Origin of the sequence: Dinoroseobacter sp. PD6 (assembly GCF_028807315.1) — a bacterium.
Taxonomy (GTDB): Bacteria; Pseudomonadota; Alphaproteobacteria; order Rhodobacterales; family Rhodobacteraceae; genus Dinoroseobacter; species Dinoroseobacter shibae.
The window spans coordinates 1-23,974 of sequence record NZ_JARAMN010000017.1; the positions used below are offsets into that span (position 1 = coordinate 1).

Here is a 23,974-nt window from a genome sequence, read left to right on the forward strand (position 1 = left end):
GAAGTCATCTTCCTCGCCCGCAACCAATCAAATAACCTTGTCCTCGCATGGGGTTGAAGCACCGAGGCGTCGTTTGGCGTTGTAGCGAAAGTGTCTACGCGCCAAGTGTTAAAGTGGCCTGTCAGGACGATATCCGTTCCGAGTTCGGCCAATGCGGAGACCGCGGCATTGGCGCCGCGCATCAATCGTTTGCGTTCGCCGCGTAGGCGTTCTAGCGGATGATGCACGAGCACGATGCGAAAGGCAGTGGCGTTCTATTGTCGAAGCCCGCGAGGACCCTTCTGATGTCCTCGGCATCGAACCATCCCCGCTGCCATCCCAGCAGACTGATCGAGTTGATCCCGATGTCGGGGCAATCCGGCTCGTGTTCCCGTGGTTCAAGATCGGTTGAAATCCATTTTCCACAGCGTGGCCATGGCCAGAATACCCTTTCGGCCAAATTGTCGAGCCGGTTTTCGCGATTTCCGGGCGCATCCAGTACGGGGCTGTGTAGGCTGTCGACGAGATCGCGAGCCAGGCGAAATTGCGCGGCGTGCGCAGGCTGGGGTTAGTTTCAGTAGTCATTACAAATAGATAACAGTCTCGGCGAGGGCAATGGTTGATGGGAACACCTTCGGGCAGCGGTCACAGCGGGCTGCCACGCGTCTTCAGTCTTTCAACCTCCCGAACATGATTTCGATCCGATTGCGGCGCTTGTATCTGCGCTTGTCGTACTTCACTGGCTTCTTGCGTTTTTTCCGGCCGGTGATGCATGCGCCTATCCCCTTGTCTTTCATCGCATCGCGGAATTAGCCTGCGTCACAGCCGCAATCCTCAAGTAGCCAGTTGACATCAGGCAGGCTGCTCAGCAATGCCCGCGCGCCGCTTTAATCGCTGACCTGTCCGGCGACGACGAACAGGTTGAGTAAACAGCCCTGGCTGTCGCACATTACATGTAGCTTCTTGTTCATGCCGGCCTGGGTGCGGCTGATCAGGCGTCCAGGCCCCCCTTTTTGACGACCATGTTGGCCGCTGTGCGGTGTGGCTTCGGGTAGGTTGCGTTGATCATCACGGCCTTTTCCTCGCAGTTTTTTGGTAGCCAAGCCTACCATGATCCTTGCGAAAATCCCTTTCTCACTCCCAACACTTCCACTGGCTGTAAAGCGTCTTATGCGCGCCGTAGGCTCCCGATGCGCCCCGCCAGCACCACCGATTGTACCCGATGAAGATAATCCCACTCTGCACCCGCCGATAACCGATCCGCGGTTCGCCGTGCGACTTCGGGAATAAGGGGAAAGCTTGGCCATTTACTCATCGGTCAGCCAAAATAGGTCGCTCATGTCACCGCTCCGTTTTGCGAGCCGTGAATCACGGCAAGCAGTGACAATCAATGCATCCTGGTCCTACCGCTCACACGCTCACATCAAGGCAACCGTGATCTTCAGAACTGTTTGACTCATCGGTGTATTGTTCCGGGCGCTTATGTCATGGCGTCTTTTGGTATGCTACGCGGCCATTGGGCAATGATGCGTTCGACCACACATTCAATATCAGGTTCTTTATAGCTGGTGCAGACAAGAGGCTGCCCATGAGTGATCAACGCCCGAGCATTTGCAGGGTGCCCCAGATAGTCCCGCCGATAATCACGGCGCCCAGCACGAGGCGGCCCGTCGGGATGTTCCATTCGGCGATCTTGGGGCCGAACAACTTGGCCAAGACCGCGAGTCCGAAATAGCGCAGCCCCCGCGAACTGGCGATGGCGGCGAGGAAGATCAGGAAATTGCCATGGGCCGCCCCGGCGCCCAGTGTCGCGATCTGCATCGGGGCGGGTGAGAAGGACACAAGAAAGATCGTCCAGAACAGACCGTCGCGCCCCAGATCGTCCAGAATGCTCTCGAACGTGGATCTCAGCCCCAACCAGTCGAGGATCGGCAGGACGACAGGCTCTGCCAGCCAGACGCCGAGGCCGAAGAACAGCGTCGCCCCGGCAAGGCAGCCGAGCCAGATCGCCAGCGCGATGGTGGTCGCATGACGATGCTCGCCGACCATGAGCGGTGCGACGATTGTCTCCAACGGGATCGGGACCACAGTGCTCTCGGCAAAGGACATGGCGGCAAGGCCAGTCCGGTGGCGGGCCAGACGTTTGGTCCAGGCTTCGCGCTTATCCCCGGGCATGGCGGTTCCTCCTGAGGTGTGCGAGCCGGTCGCTGGGGGCGCGGATGGGCAAGGCGCGCAGAGCCAGGAGGCTGTTGGCCTGGGCAAATACCGTCCCGAGCCATGCGGCGATGACGTTTGCCGCGACCGCGGCCAGAAGGATGCCGGTGAAGCCGAGGGTGAGGGCACCGAGCCATGCGAGTGGCACGTAGATCACGCCGATCCGCGTGAGGCTGAGCCCTAGCGCCCATCCGGGTTTCGACCGTGCGGTCAGAGCCGCGTTCACCGTCACCACGAGGCCGTATCCCCCAAGGCTCCACCCGACGATGGTCAGGTATTGCGCGGTATAGGAGGCGGCCGTGCCGTCGTCGGTCATCAGCTGTGCGATAGGATCCGCCAGAATCCAGAGGACTATTGCCGCGCAAAGGCCGTAGCCCAGGGCGAAACCTACCGAAAGGCGCAGCGCATGGCGGGCGCGGCCCTGCATGTCGGCGCCCCAGGCCTGGCCGATGATCGGCGCAAGGCCCGTTGACAGTGCGAAGAACGGCACGAGGCAAAGGGCCTGCACCCGTGCAGCGGCGCCGAAGCCTGCGACCGCTGCATCGCCCAGTGTCGCGGCGGCGGCCGTCACGAGCGCCATACCCGCCGGATTGACGGCCCGGGATGCGGCGGCGGGCAGGCCGATGGCGGCGATGTCGCGCACGGATCGGGTGAAGCCCCTGGCGGTGTGCGCGCCGAAGGCGATCGTGCCGCGCCGAATGGCAATACCCAGTGCCAGAACGCCAACGAGCATGCGCGCCGCGAGGGTCGCTATCCCAGCACCGGCCATGCCCAGCCCCTCGATCGTGCCGATGCCGAACACCAAGAGCGATGTCATCGCGATGTTGACCACCGCAGTCGCAACCATCAGTGCCGATGGGGTCAGCCCGTCGCCCCCCGCGCGAAAGGCCGCGTTCAGGATCATCGTGACCACGAGGATCGGGAAGCTCGCGGCCCACCAGGGCAGGTAGGCCAGAATGGCTGCGTGCACTTCGCCCTTGGCCCCGAGGGCCGTGAACAGGACCGGCGCGACCAGCCAGAGGGCGGACCCGGCGCCGAGGCCGATCAGAGCGCCGAAACCGACCGCATGGAGGGCCCGGCACGCCAGACTGTTGCCGCTTTCGGTGCGGCCGATGGCTTGTGACAGGACGGTGTTCGCGCCCGCGCTCATCCCGATGGAAAAGGCGCTGACGGCCACGATGACGGGATAGACGAAGCCGACAGCGGCCAGTTCGACCTCGCCCACGCGCGCGAGGAAAAACGCGTCCGCGAGCCCCACCATGAGGACGCCCAGAATGCCGAGAGACATTGGCGCACTAACGCGCCAGAGCAGGCCGCCCACGGACCCTTGGGTCATGTCGGTGTCGCGGCTGCTCATGCTGTGGCCTGTGCGGCGGGGCGGTTCGGGGAAGGGGGGTTATCGACGCAAGTCATTACCGACAAACACCTGGAGCCGCGGTTGGTTCCGCCCGGCGCGCGTTGGGCGGAACCCTTTGGGTGCAGCGGGGTTGATCATCGGAACGTCGCGTATGATTAAGACCAAGGACCGACCAAATGCTCACGTCACAAGATCGTTCGCACCAGGCGGAGAACAGCGACGCCAGAGTTCAGGTGCTGATCACGGCGGCCGAGGCATTTCCCGAGCTGGAACGTGCCTTTCTGGCAGCGTCATCGGAGATCTGGGCGAGCTTTCGAGTGTTTGACCTGCGCACGAAACTGCGCAGCGATGCCGCGAAGGCAATAGGCGAGACCTGGTTTGATCTGGTCGAACACACGCTGTCCCGTGGGGTGGCGATCCACATGGCGATCTCAGATTTCGATGCCATCATGGCCCCGCGCCTGCACAATCACACATGGAATTCGATGCGTGCCTTTCTGGCCGCGGCGGAAATCGCCGGCCCGCAGGCGTGTCTGGACGTGGTGGGTGCGGCGCATCCCGCCCGGGCGGGGCGCCCGCATCGTGTGCTTGTCTGGCCTTGGGTCTATCGCCGCCTGGCCGAGGTGGTCGAGGATCTGAACGCGGATACGCCCGACCGGCGCGCCCGACGGCTGGAGCATTTGCCGGGTCTTGCGCGCCATGTCGAGAAGGATGACGACGGGTTTGTCCGTGCCAAGCGTTGGCCGCCCGCGGACCTGTTGCCGGTGACGCACCACCAGAAGCTTGCCGTCTTCGACCGCAAGACCGTGTATATCGGGGGGCTCGACCTCGATGAGCGGCGTTATGACGACCCCGATCATCAGCGCGGCCGCGATGAGACATGGCACGACGTGCAGCTCATGGTGGAGGGAGGTGCGCTGGCCCGCGAAGCCCAGAGCCATGTCGAACAGTTCCTGAAGGTCACCGCCGGTCGTGGGGACCCGCCTCCGGCGACCGAGCTTTTGACGACCGTATCGCGGCGGCACCGGGTGACGACCCCGTTTCTGGGACCAAAACCCGTGCGCAATACGCTGCTGGAAGCGCATCTGGCGCGTATTGAATCGTCGGAGGATCTGATTTATCTCGAAACGCAGTTCTTTCGCGACATTCGCATTGCGGACGCACTGGCCAAGCGCAAGCGGGAGGCGCCATCGCTCGACCTCATCGTGGTGCTGCCCGGGGCGCCGGAGGATGTGGCTTTTGATGGCGCAACCTCGAGCGATGCGAAGTTCGGCGAGTTTCAGCAGGTACGCGCCTTTGACCGGGTGCAGCAGGCCTTCGGCGAGGATTGCATCTTTTGTGCGCCGGTGCGGCCCGAGGCTTATGAGACCGGCAAGCGGGATTGTCTTGCGGGATCGCCGATCATCTACGTGCATGCCAAGCTGGCGATCTTCGATACCACCCGGGCCATCGTGTCCTCGGCCAATCTCAACGGGCGGAGCCTGTCTTGGGATACCGAGGCGGGGCTCGAGCTTGATGATCCCGAGATGGTAGCCCACCTGCAAAGGCGGACCTTCAGCCATTGGTATGGAGAGGATGCGCCCGAAGCTTTCCTCGCCCCTGACACTGCTGTCGCGGAATGGCGCAAGCGAGCGATGCGCAATTTGCAAGCCAAGCCCTCGGCTCGGCAGGGTTTTCTCGTGCCCTATGACCCTGAACGGGCGCGTGCGTTTGGACGATGGGTGCCCGGTGTGCCGGATGCGCTCGTCTGACGCTCAGTTCTGAACGCTGGTGTTCCCACAATTCTTCTGTCCAAGCGCGGCGACCGCCCCCCACGTGCATCGGTCGCGCCCCTGTTTCGCCGTTCAGGTGAGCGATTGCACGTTAAGGCGTGTCCCCCCATTTCATCAGCAAACAGGCCAACGGTCAGTCTGGACACCTGGCACTTTTGGAACCCGGGCGGCGGTTTGGGCATTCGCCCAAGAGACGCTTGTTCATTCAGAGAGGGATCTTGCTCATGTCCAATGGTGCAACCGAACACACCACCGAGGCGCCCAATGCCGCCGAACGCCAGGCGTTCGTGGCCGGGCGCGAGGCCGGGTCGAACCGGTGGCTTCTGTACATCGTGGGCGGCGTGTCGATCCTTGCTGGGGTCATTGCGATTGCCATGCCGTTGCTGGGCACCTTGACGGCGGCAATCGTGGCTGGTGCTGCGCTTATCGCCAGCGGGTTCGCGGGATTGTTTACCGCGTTTCGCCGTCACGAAGGATGGCACGTGGCCGCTGCCTTTGCCTTGGCGCTGCTGTCTATTCTTGTCGGCATCATGATCTTTTTGCAGCCTATCGCGGGGATTTTCGCCCTCACGACGCTCGTGATCGCGTGGTTTGCCGCGAGCGGTCTGCTGCGCGTCTATTACGGCGCGCGCATGGTGCGCGACGGGGGCGGCTGGATGATCGGCACCGGTGTGCTGTCCATTGCGGTCGCGCTGCTCTTGTGGTTCGGTCTGCCGTTCAGCGCGACCTGGGTGCTGGGGGTCGTGTTGGGCGTGGACCTGATGCTGTGGGGGGCGTTGTTGATCGCCTATGCCGTTCGCGCGGGCAGGTGGACCGCCGCCGACCCGCAAGAGGTGGGCTGAGGGATCATGGCGATGGCGCGTCGCGCAGGTTCTGGACCTCCTCGGGCGTCAGGCTGCTGTCATAGCGGTTGCCGAGGTTCTGCTGGATATAGGTGACGACTTCGACGATCTGCTCGTTGCTCAGCCAATCGTTGAAGGCAGGCATCGCACCCATGCCGTTCACCACGATCCAGGCCGGATAGCGCGCGCTTTGCAGCCGCGGATTGGCCGCGAGGGTCGGGTATTGTGCGGCGCCCAAAGCGCCTTGGCCCTGCGGCTGGTGGCAGCCGGCGCAGGCGACCATGTAGATCTCTTCACCGCTGTTCACGAGGAAGCCGTCCGTGCTTGCCGAAAGGGCCTCGGTCGACTCGTGTCGTTCGGGATTGCCTTGGGCAAATAGCGCCGTCGCAGCCGTGATGCAGCCGACGGCCAGGGTCGTGATACGAAACGGGTTCATTGGTTGCCTCCTTGCGTGGAATACAGGCCCGAGGCGGCCACGTCGTTCAGGCGCCGGATCGCGTCGAGCGAAGACAGGATCGAGCCTTCCTGCCAACCGGGCAGGTAGCTCAGATGTTCGCCCGCACAGACGATCCGCCGGTCGACCCGGGCCGCGGCACGGTAGCTTTCGTCGCGGGTGTCCCAATTCGAATAGCACCCCAGCATCCAGGGCACACGGTGCCAGCTCAGCGCGACACCGGAGCTGAATTCCTCGGCTGCCTGGGGGTGAATGATCTCCAACTGGTTGCGGATGCTCTCTATCCGTTCTTCGGGCGACATGGAGTTGTAGGCATAGGCCTGAGGCCCATAGACATACGCGGCCAGCAACACGCCCGGTCCGGTCGAGTGCATTTCGTTCGAGGGATAGCCGATCTCGGCGATCGGCAGGTCGGTCAGGGTGATGCCGCCATAGATCGCGAGATCCTGTTCCCAGAAGCGACGCTTCATTTCGAAGCCGGCCTTGACCGACTCGTGATAGTGCAACTCGCGCATGGCCGCGCGCATGTCGGCGGCGACATCGATTTCGATCTGGCTGAGCACCGTGAAGGGGATCGTGCAGACGCACCAATCGCCGGTTGATCGATGGTCCTTGCCGTCGGCGCCCGTCTCGCTCCATTCGACGGTGACGCCTGCGCTGTCCTGCATGATCCTGGTGACCCGCGCGTTGTGGGTGATCAGATCGCCGACCTCGCGTTCGAAGGCATGGGCGATCTCCTCCATCCCGCCCTTGGGCTGGAACATCGGTGCGTGGTGGCGATAGGTCGTGTGATTGCGCAGGTACTGCCAGAACCGGCTGTCGAGGATGTCTTTCAGCTCAATGGGTTTTTCCGGCGTGGGGGCGGCGTCGAGAAGCCCGCCGCCCGGGGCGCCTGAATTGGGGTAGCCGCGATAGCTCGAGACCTCCAGCCGCTCGGTATAGCGATACTGGCTGTCGAGCACCCCGAAGGACTTGAGGCTTTCAAGTAGCATCTCGGCGTCCTCGGTGGTGATCTGGTCGGCGAAGGCGCCCTGGTTCACGCTTTTGGCCAGCATCTCGGTGATGCCGCCGACGTAATCGGCCCAGATGTTGTGGTATCGCTGGGGCTTGCCGCCGAACGCGTTGGGGGAGTGCAGGAAGGCGTTCTGGTCCTCCTGCACGAAGATCTCAAGCTCTACCCCGAGGCGCTGACAGTAATCCAGTACCGCGCGGTGGTGGTGCGGGATGCGCCAGGGGCCGATGTTGATGTATTGGCCTTGGCTGAAGTTGCAGGTCTGCTCGTATCCACCAAGCTCACGGAAGCTGTCGCCGCCCTTGAGCGTCCAGCAACGGCCGCCCGCGCGGCTCTGGTATTCGAGGATTTCGACCTCGTAGCCCGCGCGCCGCAACTCATAGGCCGCGACCATGCCCGCAAGGCCAGCGCCGAGCACGAGGGCCTTTTCGCCCTGGGGGGCGCCTTCGAGGGCCGGTGGGCCGTCATAGGGCGAGGGCAGGCTATGGCCCATCGTGGTCATTGCGCCCATCATGGCACTGGCGCCGCCGGCAACACCGATCAGCTGAAGCAGGTCGCGGCGGGACATTTGAAACCGGGGGTCGTCTTGCATGGCTGGTCTCCTTTTGCGGGGGTCAGCGGGTTTGCGCAGGGGTCGGCCCGGGCGGTGTCTCTTTGAAGAACCGCAGGGCCAGGGAAGCGATGGAGGTCAAGAACAGCGCCCCGCCCGCCACCCACATCAGGGCTCCTGCGAGTTGCTGATCGGCCAGGGCGGTCAGCCCGTAGTTGAGGGTCGTGGCCAGGTGCCAGTCGTGCCAGGCGACGGGTGCAAGGGTCAGCATCGAGGCGTAGACCGTCAGCTGTGCGCCGGTCAGCGCCGCGGCGCCGAGCGCCATGTGTGGGCGCGCGCGCATCGCCGCAAAGAGCAGGGTGGCGGACCCGAAAAGGCTCAGATGCATGGACCAGTAGCCCAGATCGCTCTCGAGCGTGGCCTGATAGGGGCCGGGCGCGTGCCAAACCCAGAACAGCACCGCGAACAGGATCGCGCAGGGCAGGGCGGGCAGGCGCATCCTTGGCAGAGCCGCGGCCAGGATCGGCGCGGCGACGAGCGTCAGCAGGATATGCTGGCCGACGCGGGCCGAGAAAAGCGCGATGGAGGCCGCACAGAGCGGCGAGACGAAGAGCAGGCCGACAAGGCCCCAGGCAAGCCCGAAGCGTGCCTTGTCCTTCAGAAGGACAAATCCGGCGAGCCCGGCCAATGCGAGCCCGGACAACAGGTACGGGTCAAGGGTCCAGCGGCTCCAGAGCTCGGCTGGTATGGGCGGGGCGCCGCAGAAGGGGACGTAGGTGTCCATAGTGTTCTCCTTGTTTTTAGCCCGTACAGCCCGACACGCGCAGAATGGGCCAGACGTTGGCAAGAACCGCCAGGAACGAGATCAGCGCCGACCACCAGGCCGCTTGCGCGAGCGGCAATTCCGGACCGTCGGGCCCGACGCGCCTCATGCCGCGGCCGGACAGGATCAGCAGCACGAGGATCGCAACCGCGATCGTACCGGTCACCAGCGCCGCGACGGCAGCCATGGTATCCGGCCCCAGCAACCCGCGCGGCGAGCAAGCGGCCGAGATCAGCGCATAGATGGCGATGAAATGGATCGCCCACAGCGTAATGGGCGTGGCGATGCGAAAGAGGTTCGTGGTCATTGTGGCGTCCCCGCGAACAGGAAGGCGATGGCGGTGATCAGCGCCATGGTGGCGGTGGCTTTGCCGAAGCTGCCAAGCAGCATGTCGGGCAGGCCCTGACCGGGCTTGGTGGCGCCCACGGCCTTGCGCAGAGCGTTGAACACCGTCCAGAAGAGCGCCACGGATATCAGGGCCGTGAGATAGGCGCCTATCGCCCATCCGACGGCGGCGAAAGCCGTGCTCCAGGGGTCGATGGGCAGGAGGGCAAGGCCAAAGCACATGGTCAGCCCGATCAGGCAGGCGGCCAGCAGGATATTGAGGCTTCCGGTGATCCAGAGCGATGCGCGCGCGTGGGCCCGTCCGACCATCCAGCTAAGCGCGAAGACAACGACCGACAGGCCGAGCGCGAGAAGGGCGAAGATGCGCGCGGGGCGCTGGGTCGCCTCGGCAAAGATCGGTTGCGTGTTCCAGAGGTAGAGCCCCGCGAAGAGCAGCGAGAAAAACAGCGCAAAGAGGATCATGATCGTTCCGACGAGACCCACATGCAGGTGACTTTGCTTGTCGATCGCATTGACCGGCAGGCGCAGTCCCTCGATGCCGATGTCTCGGTCGACACCGCTGTCCGAAGGCTCCCATGCCCAGCCGGCGAAGCCGATCAGCGCGATGCCCGCCCCGACCGCGCAGAGCCAGTAGACCGAGGCGAGGGTGGCGCCGAAGAGCAGCGCAAGGCCCAAGGCCGCGGTCAGCGGGAACCATGTCGGGTGCGGCAGGCGCAGTATCTGCAACGGTTCGCCCGTGACGATGTGGCAGCCCAGTGTTTCGCGCCGGTGATCCGGGTAGTCGCGCAGGGCGCCGCGCACCTCTGCGCCGGGCGTCTCGGACAGTTCCGGTTGATCCCAAAGCGGCTCGCGCGAGGTGATGCGCGGGATGGCGCGGAAGTTGTAGCCGGGCGCGACCGGTTCATAGAGCCATTCCAGCGTGCTCGCGCCCCATGGATTGCGCCCCGCCCGTGGCCCGACGCGCCGGTGGCGGAAGAAATCCCAGATGAACAGCGCGATCCCGGCGGCGAGAATGAAGGCGCCGATGGTCGACAGCATGTTGAGCCGGTCCCAGCCGATGCCTTCGGGATAGGTCGCGACCCGCCGCGGCATGCCGCGCATCCCCGTCAGGTGCATCATGAAGAAGGCCAGGTTGAAGCCGGAAAACATGAGCCAGAAGGCCCATTTGCCCAACCGCTCGGACATCATGCGGCCGGTGAAATGGGGCACCCAGTAGTACAGCGCGCCGAACATCGGGAACACCATTCCGCCGATCAACACGTAATGCAGATGCGCCACCACGAAGTAGCTGTCATGCGCTTGCAGGTTGAACGGCACCGCCGCCACCATGACGCCCGTCATGCCACCCATGACGAAGATGAACAGAAAGCCCAGTATGAAATGCATCGGTACGGTCAGGCGCGGCTTGCCTTGGCTGAGCGTGGCGATGAGGCAGAAGATCTGCACACCTGTCGGCACGGCGACCATGGTTGAGGCCGCGGAGAACAACGACAGCGACAGGATCGGCAGGCCGGTTGCGAACATGTGATGCGCCCAGAGCCCGAAACTCAGGAAGGACATCGTCACCACCGCCGCGACGGCAAAGCCGTAGCCGAAGAGCGGCTTGCCCACGAAGGTCGGCAGCATTGTGGCCACCATGCCGGCCGCCGGCAGGAAGATGATATAGACTTCCGGGTGGCCGAACAGCCAGAACAGGTGCTGCCACAGGAGCGGATCGCCCCCCAAGGTGTGGTCGAAGAACGGCAGACCCAGCAGGCGCTCTGCCTCCAGCAGGATCGAGCCGATGATCAGCGGCGGAAAGGCAATCGCGATCATGAAGGCCGTGGCCAGGAGATACCACATCAGGATCGGCATCTTGGTCAGGCTCATGCCCGGCGCGCGGGAACACAGGATAGCGGCGATGATCTCGACCGCCGCGGTGACGCTTGCGATCTCGGCCAGGGTGATCCCGATCAGCCAGAAATCCGCGCTGAGCCCTTCGGTATAGGCCGAGGTCGACAGCGGCACATACATGAACCACCCGCCATCCGGAGCCGCGTCGAACAGGAAGGACGACAGCACGATGATGCCGCCGAAGAGGTAGCAGTAATAGCCGAAGGCGCCGAGGCGTGGAAACACCAGGTCCCGCGCGCCGATCATCAGCGGGATCAGATAGACGGCAAACCCTTCCAACATCGGGATCGCGAACAGGAACATCATGATGGTCCCGTGCATGGTGAACAGCTGATTGTAGGTTTCGCTGCTCAGGAAGGTGTTTTCAGGCACCATCAGCTGAAGGCGCACCAGGAGCGCGAAGACCCCGGCGATCAGGAAAAAGATGAACCCGGTGATCAGGAAACGCTTGCCCACCGCCCGGTGGCTGACCGCGGACAGGACGCGAATGCCGGAGGGCTGTTCCCAGATGCCTTCGAAATCCTTGCCCATCTCGCCCTTCGGGGCAACGTCATAGGCGGGCTTGCGTGCCTCCGGCTGCGGGCTGGGCGGCTCGGCGCCCCGTGGCTGGGGGAAGGTGTCGGTCATTGCAGGCTCACGAGGTAAGCGGACAGGTTGCGCAGATCCGGACCGCTGAGGTGGTTGTAGGAGGGCATTTGCGCGCCGGGCTTCATGTCCTGCACATCGGCGATCCAGCCTGCGACGTTGCCCTGGTTCATGCGCCACATGCCCGCGCCGAGGCTGGCGCGCGCGCCCAGACGGGTCAGGTCGGGGCCCAGCCGCCCACCTTCTGCGACCCCGCGGATTTCGTGACAGGCGGCACAGCCGGCGCTCAGGAAAACCTCGCGTCCCTCGGCTTGCGCGGGTCGGGCCACGTCGCGCGCCGCGCCGCGCGTGGTGGCAAGCCACTTGTCGAAGGCCTCGGGGGGCAGGACCGTTACCTCGAATGCCATTTTCGGGTGGGACAACCCGCAGAACTCGGCGCATTGGCCGCGGAACTGGCCGGTTTCGGTCGCGGTTATCGTCAGAGTGTTGGTGCGTCCGGGGATCATGTCCATCTTGCCCGAAATCGAGGGCACCCAGAAGGAATGGATCACATCGTTGGAGTTCAGACGCAGGGTGACCGGGCGACCCTCGGGCAGGATCAATTCATTGGCGTCCCGCAACGGTGTCCCGTCCGGATCGTAGACCACATCCCACCAGAACTGATAGCCGGTCACCTCGATCACCAGTGCGTCGGGTGCGGGCCGCGTCGTCGCCACAAGGGCAGCGGTCGACGCCACCATCACGGTCGAGATTGCTATGAGCGGCGTGATCACGCCGCCGGTCCACACCCACCAATGGCCTGCTGGGCGTTTGCTGTGCCATGCGAACCAGGCGATCGCCATCACGACCACGAACACCGCCCCGAGGCCCACGACCATGCCGATTGTCAGGTCATAGGCGGCGGCGGCACCCAGCCCGCTTGGTTCCAGCGCGGATTGCGAATTCCAGATGTCGAGGGCGCTGCGATCCCCCAAGCTTTCGAGCGCAGCATCTTCGGCTGACGTGTCGAGATCCGGGGCCTGGCCCATGACGTCCCGCACACTGCGCTCGCCAAGAATGTCGAGATCTTCGTCCATCACTCGCCTCGCAACGTGAAGAGGTACGCTGCCATGTCACGTGCCTCGGCTTCGGTCACGCCAAGGTCGGGCATGGCCGTGTTCGGCGCATACGTGGTCGGATTGACAAGCCAGCGGACCAAGCCGCCCGGCTCGTTGGGCAGAACGCCGCCCACATAGGCGCGGTCGGCCAGCCCACCGAGGTCAGGTCCGACCGAGCCATCGGCGCCGGTCACGCCGGGTATGGTGTGGCAGGCACCGCAGCCGTGCAGGACCATGAGCTGCGCGCCGTGCGACGCATCGGCGCCATAGACGTTGCGCGCTGCGGCTTCCCAGTCCGGCTGACCATCGGCCGGGCCGCTGCGAAACCAGGCGGCAAGGTCGCTGAAGGCCGCGGATGTGGTCGTGGCGAGAGCGTGGCCGGGGCTGTTCTCGGGACGCAGGGCTGACCAAGCCATCGCGGCGACCGCAAGGGAGAACAGGGCCAGAACCGTTGCATATGTGGCTGTGGGGCGCATAGGCGGATCACTCGGTGTCGACGGTCATGTCGACGTTGACCGCAACCTCGGCGCCGGCACCGGCGGGCCGGACGCGGGCGTAGTATTCACTGACGGCGCGCATGTCTTCGGACGACATCTTTTCTGCGATGGAAGACATCACGTTCATCGCGTCATTGTCGCGCACGCCCTCTGCCCATAGCTCCAGTTGATGGGTCATGTAATTGGCGTATTGCCCGGCGAGGTAGGGAACGGAGGGCGGGTTGCCCATGCCGCTGGGTCCATGGCAATTCACGCAGGCGGGGATGCCCCGCTCGGCGGACCCCACCGCGCCCAATTGTCCGCCCCATTGAAGCAATTCCGGTTCGATATCGCCGATCACGGGGCGGAAGGGGGCATCAATGGCCGCGTAATAGGCCGAGACGGCCTCCATCTCGCGTTCGGTCAGGCGCTGAGCGACGCCCGACATCACCTTGTTGGGCCGCGCGCCGGAGGCGTAGTCGATCAGCTGTTTGTAGAGGTACCATCCCGATTGCCCGGCGATGCGCGGAAAAGCGCCGGACCCGTCGCCCATCCCCTCTGCCCCGTGGCAAGCGATGCACGCCATGCCGGAACCGCCCGCCTCGGCCCCGCCCATGGCGACCAGTCGGCCCAGTTCCAGCAGGTCATCGGTGACCTCTCGCTGAACCTCGACATTGAAAAGCACCCTGTCGTCTTCCAGCCGTGCTTCCAGCGCCTTGATACCGGGGTCGGTCTCATAGTCCTGCGCGTTCAGGGCAAAGACGCCAATACCGACAACGGCGAAAGCGGTTGTGATTACAAAGGGGCTGTTGAGGCGGGGCATGGGTGCAGTCCTTTCTCAGGCGTCCATCAGGGGGCGGGGATTGGGGAGGTAGTCGCGCTTCATGTGCTCAAGCGTCCAATACGCGAGCCCCATGAGCGGACCGGTGGGGTTGTAGCCGAGGTTCTGCGGGAAGAGGCAGGCCCCGAAAACGAAGACGTTGTGGTGGTCCCACATCTGACCGTAGCGGTTGACGACCGAGGTTTCAGGGTCGGTGCCGATGACCGCGCCGCCGACGTTGTGCGTCGTCTGGTAGGGGACGATGGAGTAGTTCTTGCCCTCGGCTGCGAGGTTCACGGAGCTGACGGAGGTGACATTGTCCATCTCCTGCGCGATTTCGACCGCGCGGTTCATCACGTAATCCGACATGCGCCGGTCGTTGTCGGGGAAGTTGAAGGTCATCCGCAGAAGCGGGCGCCCATAGGCATCGGTCCAGGTCGGGTCGAGGTCGAGGTAGTTCTCGGGTGTCGACACACTGGAGCCGTGGATCACCAGGTCCGCATGTCGCGTGTAGTTCTCGCGCACCGCGGCCTTCCACTCGGCACCCCAGGGGGGCGTGCCTTCGGGCACGGGCTGGTAGCTGATCGGGCGGCCGTGATACTGTTTGCAGGCAATATAGCCGCCGCCGACGAAGCCCAGGTCGGAATGATCGAAGTTATCGCCGTTGAAATCGTCGACAACGATACCGAGCGCGCCCGCCCCCATGAACGGGTCGGTCTGCACGGTCTCGTCAAAGAACGCGTCGATCGCGGCGATGGTCTGATAGCTGTAGTTGCGCCCGACCGTGCCCTGCCGCGTTTCGGGATCGTAGGGCGTGCCCAGGCCCGACACCAGCATCAGGTGCACGTTCCACAAACTGTAGGCGTTCAGGCAGACCGTATCGGCAGGTTGAAATACCTCTACCCCGTCCTCGTCGAGGTAGATGACCCCGGTGGCGGTCTGACCGTCCTGTGATTTGGTGACGCGCAGGACCTGCGCATCGAAGCGGATCTCGAAATTCTCGTGATCCTTGATCCGGTCATAGACGCAGATGATCGGGTCGGCCTTGGCGAAATAGCCGCAACCGAACCGCTCGCAAAAGCCGCAGTAGGTGCAGGGATGCAGCTGCGCGCCGTAAGGATTTTCATAGGCTTGGGTCACGTTGGCCGAGGGCATCGGAAAAGGGTTCAGACCCATCCGCTCGGCGGCGCGACCGAACTTGGTGTTCGAAATGGGTTGTTTCATCGCCGGGTTGGGGTAGCCGTCGCTGCGCGGCCCCTCGAAAGGGTTGCCGCCTACCTGACGCTCGCCGCGCAGGTTACCAGCGGCCCCGGCAGCGCCGCAGATCTTCTCGAAGAAATCGAGATGCGGTTCCAGCTCGTCATAGGTGACACCCCAGTCCTGGATGCTCAGTTCGTCGGGGATGAATTGGCTGCCGTAGCGGTCCTCGTAATTGCTGCGCATTTCCAAGTCCGAAGGCAGGGGGCGCCAGATCTGGCCGTTCCAGTGGATGCCCGCGCCGCCCAGCCCAGTGCCGGGCAGGAAAGATCCCAGCCGCCGCATCGGGAGCGCGCGTTGATCGCGTGAGTTGCGGAAGGTCAGGGTCTCTTTCTTGACGTCCTGCATGTGGCCGTAGCGCAGGGCATATTTCAGCTCGTCATGCTCCTCCGGACTGCCGAAGGACGTGGCATCGTGGCGGTGGTGCCCGCGTTCCAGCACGACGCAGCGTTGGCCGGCATGGGCCAACTCGTAAGCGGCGGTCAGGCCGGTCCAGCCGCCGCCCACGATCACGACATCGGTTTTGGGTAAACGACGCTCAGCCATCGGCGCGGCCCCCCTGCGGAATGGGCCGCGGCGGGGTCGATCGGCCATTTGGTTGGTGCGCAATGCCCATGGGCGGTGGTGGCGTGGAGATCGAGGCGTCATCCACGCGCTCGGTGTAATAGGCATGCGCCCCGGGAAAGCCGACCATCCGCCAGCCAGCATACTCGTAATTCCCCAGATGTATCGGGTCGGCGAAATAGCCTTCGTTGGTGAGGCTGTGGAGCAGCGTGAAGAAATCGGTGGCCGGGGTGCCGCCGCCGATGGGTTGCGTGCGCTCGGACAGCGCCCGGATCGCATCGGCGCGGCCAGTCTCTTCAAGATCGAAGAGCGCGGGGCCCTCGGCGATGTGGGCGTCAATGCCGCCCAGAAGAAGCTCGGCGGGCGTCATGTCGAGTTGCCAGCCTTGCTCGGGCGTGCCTGCGGGGAAGGGGCCTTGCAGGTAGAGACCCGCGCCCTGGCCGTAATCCGTGGCCATCTGCAGGTCTATGAAGTCGACAACCCCGGCCTGACTGGCACTCGGGTAGTCGTCTTCGGGGATGAACACATCGCATGCGGCGGCAAGCCAGCGGGCTTGCGTGTCCGTCAGGATCGCCCATGGCCGGGCGTCTGCCTGGGCGAAGGCATGGCGCGGAGTGCCGGAAAGACCGATCGCGGCTGCGACACCGCTGGCCCCGGCAGACTGCAAGATTGCACGACGTGAAAAGATGTGTGTCATGGAACGCCCCATTGGCATTTGTTGCAGGGGCAACGCCAAAAATTACGGCTCGGTTCCCGAAAAAACCCGATCTGCGATCAATTCGTTCCGGTGTCTGATGCTTGATCGCTGTCGCCGCCAGCCGTACGGACCTCGCCCAGCTTCAAGACACGGATGACGAGCAAGGCGAGCAAGGTGGTCGCGACCGCCATCATCCAAAACCCGAATCCGACGCTGAGTCCGATGGCGGCGGCCAGCCAGAGGCTGGTGCCCGTGGTAATGCCCCGCACCTTGCCCTGGCTGAAAACGATCATCCCGGCGGCAAGGAACGCGACACCGTTGGTGACCGCATTGACAAGGCGCAAGGGATCGCTCGACACCCGGTCGCTGTAGCTGTCCATATTGGCCAAAACTTCCAGCATGATGAGGCAGTAGAGCGCTGCCGCCAGCCCGACGAGCATATGGGTGCGCAGGCCCGCCGGGCGGCTCTTGGTCTCCCGTTCCAAGCCGATCAGACCGCACAAGACCAGCGCCCCGGCAAGCCGCAGCAGCACGACCTGCCAGGGGAGGGTGGTCAATGCAGTCAGCTCCTGGATGATCGGACCCACGTTGGCTAGCCTTTCTCCAACAGCCACCAGGCAGCGCTGCGGGGCGGAAGGTTGCTGCCCGGCGCGGGGGGCTTGGTCTGCAAGATCCGTTTTGCACCCTGTCTGGGTGCGAGGTCTTGTGGCGCGCCGGACATGTTGGCGGCCACCTGCACAACGAGCGTCCCAACGCGCAGCCGGAACCGAATGCAGGCATCAGGCGCGTCTTCGAGTTCCATCGTGGCCTCGGCAAGCCCCAGGTCACGCCGCCGGGCAAGCGCATCGCGGTAAAAGGCGAGAACCGAGGCCGGGTCGGCCTCCTGCTGTGCCACGCCGCCCTGTTCCGCCCGCGCCATAGGTAGCCACGGCACCGCTTTGCTGAAGCCGCATGCGGGCTGCGTGTCGTCCCAGGCCATGGGCGCGCGGGCGCCGTTGCGACCCACCGAGTCGGGCCAATACATCAGGTCATAAGGATCGGTCAGCTCGACCTTTTCGAGCTCTGCCTGTGGCTGCCCCAGTTCCTCGCCCTGAAACAGCAAGAGGGGGCCGGGCAGCGCGCAAAGGAACGCTGCGAGCATCTTCGCATCCGCTGCCCCGCCATCGCCGAAGGACGAGACCGCGCGTTTCTGGTCATGGCTGTTGAGCCACCAGGTCCATCCTTCAGCATCCTCCAGCCGGGTGAGAAGGTCGCGCAGTACCTCCGTGCTGGGCCCGCGTTCCGGCAAGTCGATCGCATAGCCGGCGTCAAGTCGATCGGGGCCGGTGAACTTGCACGTGACTTCGACCGAACGGGGGCCGTTGTTGATCTCCCCCAGAAGGTAGGCGTCGGGGCCTGCCATCTCGCGCAGGGTTTCCGCGAAGGCAGCGCATTCGTTGGGCAGCACGTCGTGAATATGCTCCTGGAAGGTATATGGATTGTTGGATGGCCCGGGGATCAGAGCCGCTTCGGCCTCGGCCGCGGGGGGATTGTCGCGAAACCCGGGGTCATAGAAAAAGCTCGTTACCGCGTCATAGCGGAAGCCATCGACGCCACGGTCGCGCCAGAACCGCGTGATCCGGTTCAGCCGTTCGTGCACGCGGTCGTTGTAATGGTTCAGGCAGGGCTGACAGGGCAGAAACTTGTGCAGGCAGTATTGCGCACGTTGCGGGTGCCAGCGCCAAGCGGCCTCTCCGAAAAACGACAGCCAGTTCGAGGGCGGGCTGCCGTCCTTGCACGGGTCCGCCCAGATGTAGACATCCTCGAAGCCTTCTTCACGGGCCAGCGATTTTGCGAACCAGTCATGGGTGTCCGACGTGTGGTTGAGCACCAGATCGATCATCACACGCAGGTCCAGATCATGGGCCCGCGCCACCAGCGCATCGAAATCGTCGAGGGTGCCGAACCGCCGGTCGACGGCGCAATGATCGGCAATGTCATACCCCCCGTCGCAGAACGGCGAGGGATAGAAGGGCGAAAGCCAGATGCCGTCCACCCCGAGGCCGGCAATGTAATCGAGCTGCCGGGTCACCCCCGGCAGATCGCCTTCCCCCGTCCCGGTCGTGTCAAGGAACGACCGGGGGTAGACCTGATAAATGACGGGGTTTTCGGGCCACGGCCCGCGTCGCGGCATGTTCAACTGCCCACGATCATGCCGCCGTTGGGGTGCAGGGTCTGGCCCGTGAAATACGACCCGTCACTGCTGGCGAGAAACAGGTAGGAGGTCGCGACCTCCCAAGGCTGTCCCGGTCTCTCCATGGGTACTTGCGATCCGAAGCCTTCGACCTTTTCGGCCGGCATGGTGCCGGGGATGAATGGTGTCCAGATCGGGCCAGGCGCCACGCAGTTGACCCGGATGCCCTTGCTCACCAATTGCGATGCGATGGAGCGACTGAAGGCCGTGATCGCGCCGCGGGTGGACGAATAGCTGATCAACGCGGCGTTGCCCTTGAAGGCGTTGACGCTGGCGGTGTTGATAATGGCGCCGCCCTCGGGCAGGTGGTCCGCCGCCGCCTGGGTGCAAAAGAAATACCCCATGACGTTGCTGTCGAATGTCCGGCGCAGATGATCCTCGGTAACGTCATCGAGTTCGGTCTCCAGCCATTGCTGGGCAGCATTGTTCACGAGAATGTCGATGCCGCCCATCTTTTCGGCCAGCTCTCGGACAGCATCGAAAGCTTGTGCGCGGTCGCCGATATCAGCCTGCACGGCGTGGCCCGTGGCTCCTTCGTTCTCGATCAGGCGGACGGTCTCTTTTGCGTCGCGGTCCTCATCGAGGTAGATGATTCCGACCTCGGCGCCTTCACGCGCGAAGAGGACCGAAACGGCCCGTCCGATGCCGCTGTCGCCGCCGGTAATAATGGCGCATTTGCCCTCGAGCTTGCCGACGCCGGGGTGGCGCGGCATGTAGTCGGGGGGCGGATCCATCTTGTATTCATGGGCAGGCATCGCGTCTTGCGATTGTGCGGGAATGTCGGTGTGCTTGGACATGGGATAAGTCCTTTCGGAGAAGTGTTTCGGAAAAGGCTCAGCGCCTCGGTAGCAACCGCGACAGCACGGCGGTGCCAATGATCAGGCCGCCGAACACGGCGAGCCGGGCCAGATCGGCATCTACGATCAGGCCGCTGGCTTTTGCCCTTTCGCCATAGCTGCCGTGCGCGCTGGCTGGGATGCTGTCGACCGGGCCGTGCAGGTTGTCATCCGAGGTTCCCTGTGCGTCGCGGTCGGATTTCTGCATTTCTGCGCCGCTGGTGGACATTTTCTTGTCGAGGTAGTCCGGCAAGAAAATGTTGCCGAAGACCAGTTGCAGAACGGAGGCCCCGACAAACAACTCGCGCGACCCTTTGTGGACGGCCCTCATTACCGCATCGGCGGCCACCTCGGGCTGATAGATCGGCGGCGCGGGTTGCGGCGCGGTCTCCAACCGGTTGCGGGCCCAGTCGAATTGCGGCGTGTTGAGGGCGGGCAGTTGCACGAGGCTCATGGTGATCCCGGCATTCTTGCGGATCAGTTCGGACCGCACTGAGGCGACGAAGCCGTTGATCGCATGTTTCGAGGCGCAGTAAGCCGATTGGAACGGCACCGCCCGGTACCCCAGTCCCGAGCCCAAGGTCACGATCTGACCCCGCCCGCGCGGCTCCATCTGCGCCAGTGCGGCGCGCGTGCCGTTTACGACACCCATGAAAGTGGTGTCGACGATGGCGCGGAATTCGTCATCCTTCATCTCGGTGAAGGGCGAAAAACTGGTCAGCATCGCGCAGTTGATCCACAGGTCGATCGGCCCGAGCCCTTCCTCGATCAAGGTGGCGGCGCGGGACACCTGGGCGGCGTCGCTGACATCGCAGGGCAGGGTCATGACCTGTGGGCCGTAGGTTTCCTCCATCTCGGCCAGCCGGTCCTCGCCCCTTGCCAGCACGCCGACCTTGTAGCCTTCGGCAATCAGTTTCTCGACGGTGGCCCGACCGACGCCGGCGCTACCGCCCGCGACGACGGCGATTTTCGACTGTGTCATCTGAAGCTCCTGTGGCTGCTTGCGGGGTCAACGGTTCCGGGCCACCGTGGGTTCCCGCGGTCATGTGCGTTGGGGGGTGCCGGTCTGCATGCGGGCCCTGCCTGCGGCGAAAAGCGAGGCATAGGCGGGGACCAACAGCATCAAAAGGACGGAGGAGAACAGGATGCCGAAGCCGAGCGAGACGGCCGTGGGGATCAGGAACTGCGCCTGCACCGATGTTTCCAGGATCAGCGGCGTGACCCCGAGAAAGGTGGTCAGTGTCGTCAACGTGATGGGTCGGAACCGCCGCAGCGTGGCGCGCCGGATGGCCTCGTTCGGGTCGGTGCCCCTGGCCTCCTCGGCGAGTATGAAATCCACGATCAGAAGGGCCCCATTTACCACCACGCCCGACAGGCCGATGATGCCGAACATGCTCAGCAAGGTCAGGTTCATGCCCAGGGCCGCATGGGCCAACACCGCGCCCACGAAACCGAATGGCAGAACCAGCAGAACAATCAGGGGCCGGAGGTAACTGCCGAAGGCAAGGGCCAGCACCGCGTAGATACCGAACAGGGCCAGTCCGAAATTCTGTGTCAGCGAATTGGAAAAGCGGCCCGCCTCTTCCTGCTCGCCGCCGGCGGTGACTTCGAGGCCGGGGAAATCCGCTCGCAGGTCTGGCACGATCTGCGAAAGAACCCATTCGGTCTCGGCCCCGCCGGTTGTAAGGCCAGTGTTCACATCCGCCATGATCGTCGTGACTGTGCGCCCGTCTGCACGGGTGATCGAGGTTGCGGCGGGCTTCTGGTCGATCTCAACCAGCCGTTCGAGCGGGATATCGCCCTCGGGGCCGGGGATGGTCAGGCGTCGCAAGTCGGCGACGGCATCGCGATCTTCCAGCGCAAGGCGCAGGCGGATATCGACCTCTTCGCGGCTCCGGGCGAATTGGTCGATGGTGACCCCGTAGAAAGCGGCGCGCAACTCGCGCGCGATGGCGGTCTCGCTGATCCCGAAGGTCGCGGCATCGGCGCGGGGGGTGATGACCAGCTCCTGCGCGGTGCTGGCGCTGTCGTCGCGCAGATCACGGACGCCTTCGCGCCCGCGCAGGGCTTGGGTGATGCGGTCCACCGCTGCTTGCCGGGCGCTATCGTCCTCGGCGGCGACCTCAAGTGCGATCGGTGCACCGACGCCGACAAGACTGGACGAGAACAGCAATTCTCGCGCTCCCGCCACCTCGCCCACCTGCTCGCGCCAGGCGTCGGTGAAGGCCGCGGCTGTGATATCGCGCGTCGCGGCATCGGCCAGTTGGGCCGAGATGTTTGCGGTGCTGCCAGAGCTTGTGCCGCCCTGACCAGGCCCGCCGCCGGTGGAAAAGCCAATCGTGATGCCCGTGCGCTCCAGTACATCCGCCCCGAGGGTGTCGGCGGCGTCGCGGGCGGCGCCCGCGATGTCGAGCGCCCGTTGCAAGGTTGCATCCTCGCTGGTGCCGTCGGGCATGCGCAACTCGGCGGTCACGAAGTTTCCTTCGATGCGGGGGAAGAACTCGAACCGGACCTTGCCGCCCTGGACCAGCCCGACGGTCAGGATCAAGCTGACGAGGCAGCCGGCGACGATGACGACCGGATGGCAGATGGCAAAGCGCACGGCACGGTCTAGCGGCCCGTCGGTGAAGCGCCGGAACCCGCGATCCACGCGCCTGCGCAGGCCGTCTGTCACACGCCGCGGCGAAAACCGGCGGGGTGGGGTGAGCCGGATGTTCGACAGGTGCCGGGGCAGGATGAAGAAACTTTCGAACAGCGACAGCAACAGCACGAAGATCACCACCGCGGCTACGGGGCCGATAAAGGAGCCCGACGCCCCCGGCAGGAGCAACAGCGGCGTGAAGGCAAGCACCGTGGTGCTGACCGAAAACAGGATGGCGCGCCAGACGCTCAGGATGCCCCGCTCCGCTGCGCGATCGGGGTCGCCCTCGCCTTCCAATTCGGAATAGGTGTTCTCGCCCACCACGATGGCGTCATCGACCACAATCCCGAGGGCGAGGATAAAACCGAAGAGCGAAAGCTGGCTGATGGCAACGCCGAAGGCCTGCATCAGCACGAACGCCCCGGCAAAGGTGATTGCCACACCGCCCGCGGCCCAGGCTGCGATGCGCAGGTCGAGAAACAGCGCCAGCACGATGAGGATCAGCACCGCGCCGATCCCACCATTCTTGGCCAGAAGGTCGATACGCCCCTGCAGCTGCGCACCGTTGTTGCGCCAGATCGTGGCTTCGACCCCGGGGGGCAGGCGCTCGGGCAGGGTTTGCTCGGTATAGCGTGTCACGGCGTCGGTGATTTGCAGAACCTGTTCGGTGCCCGTGCGCTCGACACTCAGGAACACCGCCGGCTGCCCCTCGATGGTGGCCAGCGTGGCATCCTCGGTCAAGCCGTCGCGGATGGTTGCGATCTGCCCCAAGCGCACGCGCGCGCCCGTGTCGCTGGTAAAGACCACCGTGTCCCGCAGGGCGTCTGCCGTTTGCGCCTCGCCCGAGACACGGACCTGCACGGTCGAGGCACCGGTGTCGATCTCGCCGCCCGACAGGTCGATGCTCGCCCCTGCGATCCGGTCGGCAAGGGCGGTCAGGCCGATGGCGTAAGCTTCGAGTGTTGCGCGGGGCACGGCGATCTCGATCTGGTCGGGGGCGACCCCTTTGACCGTGACCTGGCTGATCCCGTCCATGCCGGTCAGGTCTGCGCGGACGATTTCTGCCAGCGCCTTGAGCGTCTTGCGGTCCGCGGTCCCGAACAGAGCCAGCTCGACCGCTACCTCGGTCGGTTCCACCTCGGTCACCCGGGGGGATTCCGCGGCTTCGGGAAAGGTCGTGATGCGCGCGACGGCGTTGTCGATATCGTCCTTGACCATGCGTGGATCGGCGGCGCGTGTCAGTTGCACTGTAACCGTCCCGCGCCCGCGAGTGGCGGTGGCGTCGATGCTGCGGATCCCGGCGAGGCCCGTGACCTGCTCTTCGATCGGCACCAGGATGCTGTCGGCGACCTCTGCCGGGGTGGCGCCGGGATAGACCACTGTCACATTGATTGCGCCGGTGTTGATTTCAGGGAAGGTCCGAACAGTCAGGTTCAGTGCAGCGGTGAGACCCGCTAGGACCAAGGCCACCATCGCGAGGTTCGCGGCCACGGGATTGGTCAGAAACCAACGGATCAGACGCGCCAT

The 23,974-nt window shown here is 64.4% G+C and carries 19 protein-coding genes and 1 pseudogene; 2 read left to right on the forward strand and 18 right to left on the reverse strand.

Annotated elements, in window-relative coordinates:
* Positions 1-563: 563 nt before the first annotated feature.
* From PVW48_RS19680 to PVW48_RS19690, 3 genes and pseudogenes are all read right to left on the reverse strand, one after another.
* Positions 564-1,319, reverse strand: a pseudogene (locus tag PVW48_RS19680) (IS5 family transposase).
* Between the two features lie 256 nt (positions 1,320-1,575).
* Positions 1,576-2,154, reverse strand: a complete 579-nt coding sequence (locus PVW48_RS19685) for a YqaA family protein (protein WP_274582645.1) — start codon at positions 2,152-2,154, stop codon at positions 1,576-1,578.
* Positions 2,141-3,550: an MATE family efflux transporter gene (locus PVW48_RS19690; RefSeq protein WP_274582646.1), complete on the reverse strand. Its 1,410-nt coding sequence runs from the start codon at positions 3,548-3,550 to the stop codon at positions 2,141-2,143. Before PVW48_RS19690 ends, PVW48_RS19685 begins: the two co-directional genes overlap by 14 nt.
* A 176-nt stretch (positions 3,551-3,726) precedes the next feature.
* Between PVW48_RS19690 and PVW48_RS19695 the strand changes: the two genes are divergently transcribed.
* Together PVW48_RS19695 and PVW48_RS19700 are read left to right on the forward strand one after the other, a co-directional pair.
* Positions 3,727-5,301, forward strand: a complete 1,575-nt coding sequence (locus PVW48_RS19695) for a phospholipase D family protein (protein WP_274582647.1) — start codon at positions 3,727-3,729, stop codon at positions 5,299-5,301.
* Positions 5,302-5,546: 245 nt separating this feature from the next.
* Positions 5,547-6,164: an HdeD family acid-resistance protein gene (locus tag PVW48_RS19700; RefSeq protein ID WP_274582648.1), complete on the forward strand. Its 618-nt coding sequence runs from the start codon at positions 5,547-5,549 to the stop codon at positions 6,162-6,164.
* Positions 6,165-6,168: 4 nt separating this feature from the next.
* Here the strand turns inward: PVW48_RS19700 and PVW48_RS19705 are convergent, their stop codons facing one another.
* The 15 genes from PVW48_RS19705 to PVW48_RS19775 all read right to left on the reverse strand — a co-directional run bounded on the left by PVW48_RS19705 (position 6,169) and on the right by PVW48_RS19775 (position 23,974).
* Positions 6,169-6,600 (reverse strand): c-type cytochrome, encoded by a 432-nt coding sequence (locus PVW48_RS19705; RefSeq protein WP_274582649.1) that lies wholly within the window; start codon positions 6,598-6,600, stop codon positions 6,169-6,171.
* Positions 6,597-8,222 carry a flavin monoamine oxidase family protein gene (locus PVW48_RS19710; RefSeq protein ID WP_274582650.1) on the reverse strand — a complete coding sequence of 542 codons (1,626 nt, stop codon included), beginning with the start codon at positions 8,220-8,222 and terminating at the stop codon, positions 6,597-6,599. The genes PVW48_RS19705 and PVW48_RS19710 overlap by 4 nt, the downstream gene beginning before the upstream one ends.
* A gap of 22 nt (positions 8,223-8,244) precedes the next feature.
* Complete coding sequence (locus PVW48_RS19715; RefSeq protein WP_274582651.1) at positions 8,245-8,964, reverse strand: cytochrome c oxidase assembly protein; 720 nt, start codon at positions 8,962-8,964, stop codon at positions 8,245-8,247.
* Positions 8,965-8,980: 16 nt separating this feature from the next.
* On the reverse strand, positions 8,981-9,310 hold the full coding sequence (locus PVW48_RS19720) for a hypothetical protein (protein WP_012187276.1): 330 nt from the start codon (positions 9,308-9,310) through the stop codon (positions 8,981-8,983).
* The gene (gene ctaD, locus PVW48_RS19725) at positions 9,307-11,868 is read right to left on the reverse strand and encodes a cytochrome c oxidase subunit I (protein WP_274582653.1); all 2,562 of its coding nucleotides are present in this window, start codon (positions 11,866-11,868) and stop codon (positions 9,307-9,309) included. Before ctaD ends, PVW48_RS19720 begins: the two co-directional genes overlap by 4 nt.
* On the reverse strand, positions 11,865-12,902 hold the full coding sequence (gene coxB / locus PVW48_RS19730; RefSeq protein ID WP_274582654.1) for a cytochrome c oxidase subunit II: 1,038 nt from the start codon (positions 12,900-12,902) through the stop codon (positions 11,865-11,867). The genes ctaD and coxB overlap by 4 nt, the downstream gene beginning before the upstream one ends.
* Entirely contained in the window at positions 12,902-13,339 is a 438-nt protein-coding gene (locus PVW48_RS19735) for a c-type cytochrome (RefSeq protein ID WP_274582656.1), read from the reverse strand. Before PVW48_RS19735 ends, coxB begins: the two co-directional genes overlap by 1 nt.
* A 67-nt stretch (positions 13,340-13,406) precedes the next feature.
* Positions 13,407-14,222, reverse strand: coding sequence for a c-type cytochrome (locus tag PVW48_RS19740; protein WP_274582658.1), 816 nt, complete (start codon positions 14,220-14,222; stop codon positions 13,407-13,409).
* A gap of 15 nt (positions 14,223-14,237) precedes the next feature.
* A complete protein-coding gene (locus PVW48_RS19745) occupies positions 14,238-16,022 on the reverse strand; it encodes a GMC family oxidoreductase (RefSeq protein ID WP_274582660.1) in 1,785 nt (594 codons plus the stop codon).
* A complete protein-coding gene (locus PVW48_RS19750; RefSeq protein WP_274582662.1) occupies positions 16,015-16,737 on the reverse strand; it encodes a gluconate 2-dehydrogenase subunit 3 family protein in 723 nt (240 codons plus the stop codon). Before PVW48_RS19750 ends, PVW48_RS19745 begins: the two co-directional genes overlap by 8 nt.
* A 77-nt stretch (positions 16,738-16,814) precedes the next feature.
* Positions 16,815-17,324, reverse strand: coding sequence for an MgtC/SapB family protein (locus PVW48_RS19755; RefSeq protein ID WP_274582663.1), 510 nt, complete (start codon positions 17,322-17,324; stop codon positions 16,815-16,817).
* Between the two features lie 5 nt (positions 17,325-17,329).
* The gene (locus tag PVW48_RS19760; protein ID WP_012187284.1) at positions 17,330-18,910 is read right to left on the reverse strand and encodes an alpha-amylase family glycosyl hydrolase; all 1,581 of its coding nucleotides are present in this window, start codon (positions 18,908-18,910) and stop codon (positions 17,330-17,332) included.
* 2 nt (positions 18,911-18,912) lie between these two features.
* The gene (locus tag PVW48_RS19765) at positions 18,913-19,767 is read right to left on the reverse strand and encodes an SDR family oxidoreductase (RefSeq protein WP_274582665.1); all 855 of its coding nucleotides are present in this window, start codon (positions 19,765-19,767) and stop codon (positions 18,913-18,915) included.
* Positions 19,768-19,804: 37 nt separating this feature from the next.
* A complete protein-coding gene (locus PVW48_RS19770; protein WP_274582666.1) occupies positions 19,805-20,788 on the reverse strand; it encodes an SDR family oxidoreductase in 984 nt (327 codons plus the stop codon).
* Positions 20,789-20,848: 60 nt separating this feature from the next.
* A complete protein-coding gene (locus PVW48_RS19775) occupies positions 20,849-23,974 on the reverse strand; it encodes an efflux RND transporter permease subunit (RefSeq protein WP_274582667.1) in 3,126 nt (1,041 codons plus the stop codon).

Bases quoted from the DNA above. Each gene is read 5' to 3' on its own strand.
- PVW48_RS19685 (WP_274582645.1), bottom strand. From the start codon at position 2,154: ATGCCCGGGGATAAGCGCGAAGCCTGGACCAAACGTCTGGCCCGCCAC.
- PVW48_RS19690 (WP_274582646.1), bottom strand. From the start codon at position 3,550: ATGAGCAGCCGCGACACCGACATGACCCAAGGGTCCGTGGGCGGCCTG.
- PVW48_RS19695 (WP_274582647.1), top strand. From the start codon at position 3,727: ATGCTCACGTCACAAGATCGTTCGCACCAGGCGGAGAACAGCGACGCC.
- PVW48_RS19700 (WP_274582648.1), top strand. From the start codon at position 5,547: ATGTCCAATGGTGCAACCGAACACACCACCGAGGCGCCCAATGCCGCC.
- PVW48_RS19705 (WP_274582649.1), bottom strand. From the start codon at position 6,600: ATGAACCCGTTTCGTATCACGACCCTGGCCGTCGGCTGCATCACGGCT.
- PVW48_RS19710 (WP_274582650.1), bottom strand. From the start codon at position 8,222: ATGCAAGACGACCCCCGGTTTCAAATGTCCCGCCGCGACCTGCTTCAG.
- PVW48_RS19715 (WP_274582651.1), bottom strand. From the start codon at position 8,964: ATGGACACCTACGTCCCCTTCTGCGGCGCCCCGCCCATACCAGCCGAG.
- PVW48_RS19720 (WP_012187276.1), bottom strand. From the start codon at position 9,310: ATGACCACGAACCTCTTTCGCATCGCCACGCCCATTACGCTGTGGGCG.
- ctaD (WP_274582653.1), bottom strand. From the start codon at position 11,868: ATGACCGACACCTTCCCCCAGCCACGGGGCGCCGAGCCGCCCAGCCCG.
- coxB (WP_274582654.1), bottom strand. From the start codon at position 12,902: ATGGACGAAGATCTCGACATTCTTGGCGAGCGCAGTGTGCGGGACGTC.
- PVW48_RS19735 (WP_274582656.1), bottom strand. From the start codon at position 13,339: ATGGCTTGGTCAGCCCTGCGTCCCGAGAACAGCCCCGGCCACGCTCTC.
- PVW48_RS19740 (WP_274582658.1), bottom strand. From the start codon at position 14,222: ATGCCCCGCCTCAACAGCCCCTTTGTAATCACAACCGCTTTCGCCGTT.
- PVW48_RS19745 (WP_274582660.1), bottom strand. From the start codon at position 16,022: ATGGCTGAGCGTCGTTTACCCAAAACCGATGTCGTGATCGTGGGCGGC.
- PVW48_RS19750 (WP_274582662.1), bottom strand. From the start codon at position 16,737: ATGACACACATCTTTTCACGTCGTGCAATCTTGCAGTCTGCCGGGGCC.
- PVW48_RS19760 (WP_012187284.1), bottom strand. From the start codon at position 18,910: ATGCCGCGACGCGGGCCGTGGCCCGAAAACCCCGTCATTTATCAGGTC.
- PVW48_RS19765 (WP_274582665.1), bottom strand. From the start codon at position 19,767: ATGTCCAAGCACACCGACATTCCCGCACAATCGCAAGACGCGATGCCT.
- PVW48_RS19770 (WP_274582666.1), bottom strand. From the start codon at position 20,788: ATGACACAGTCGAAAATCGCCGTCGTCGCGGGCGGTAGCGCCGGCGTC.
- PVW48_RS19775 (WP_274582667.1), bottom strand. From the start codon at position 23,974: ATGGCGCGTCTGATCCGTTGGTTTCTGACCAATCCCGTGGCCGCGAAC.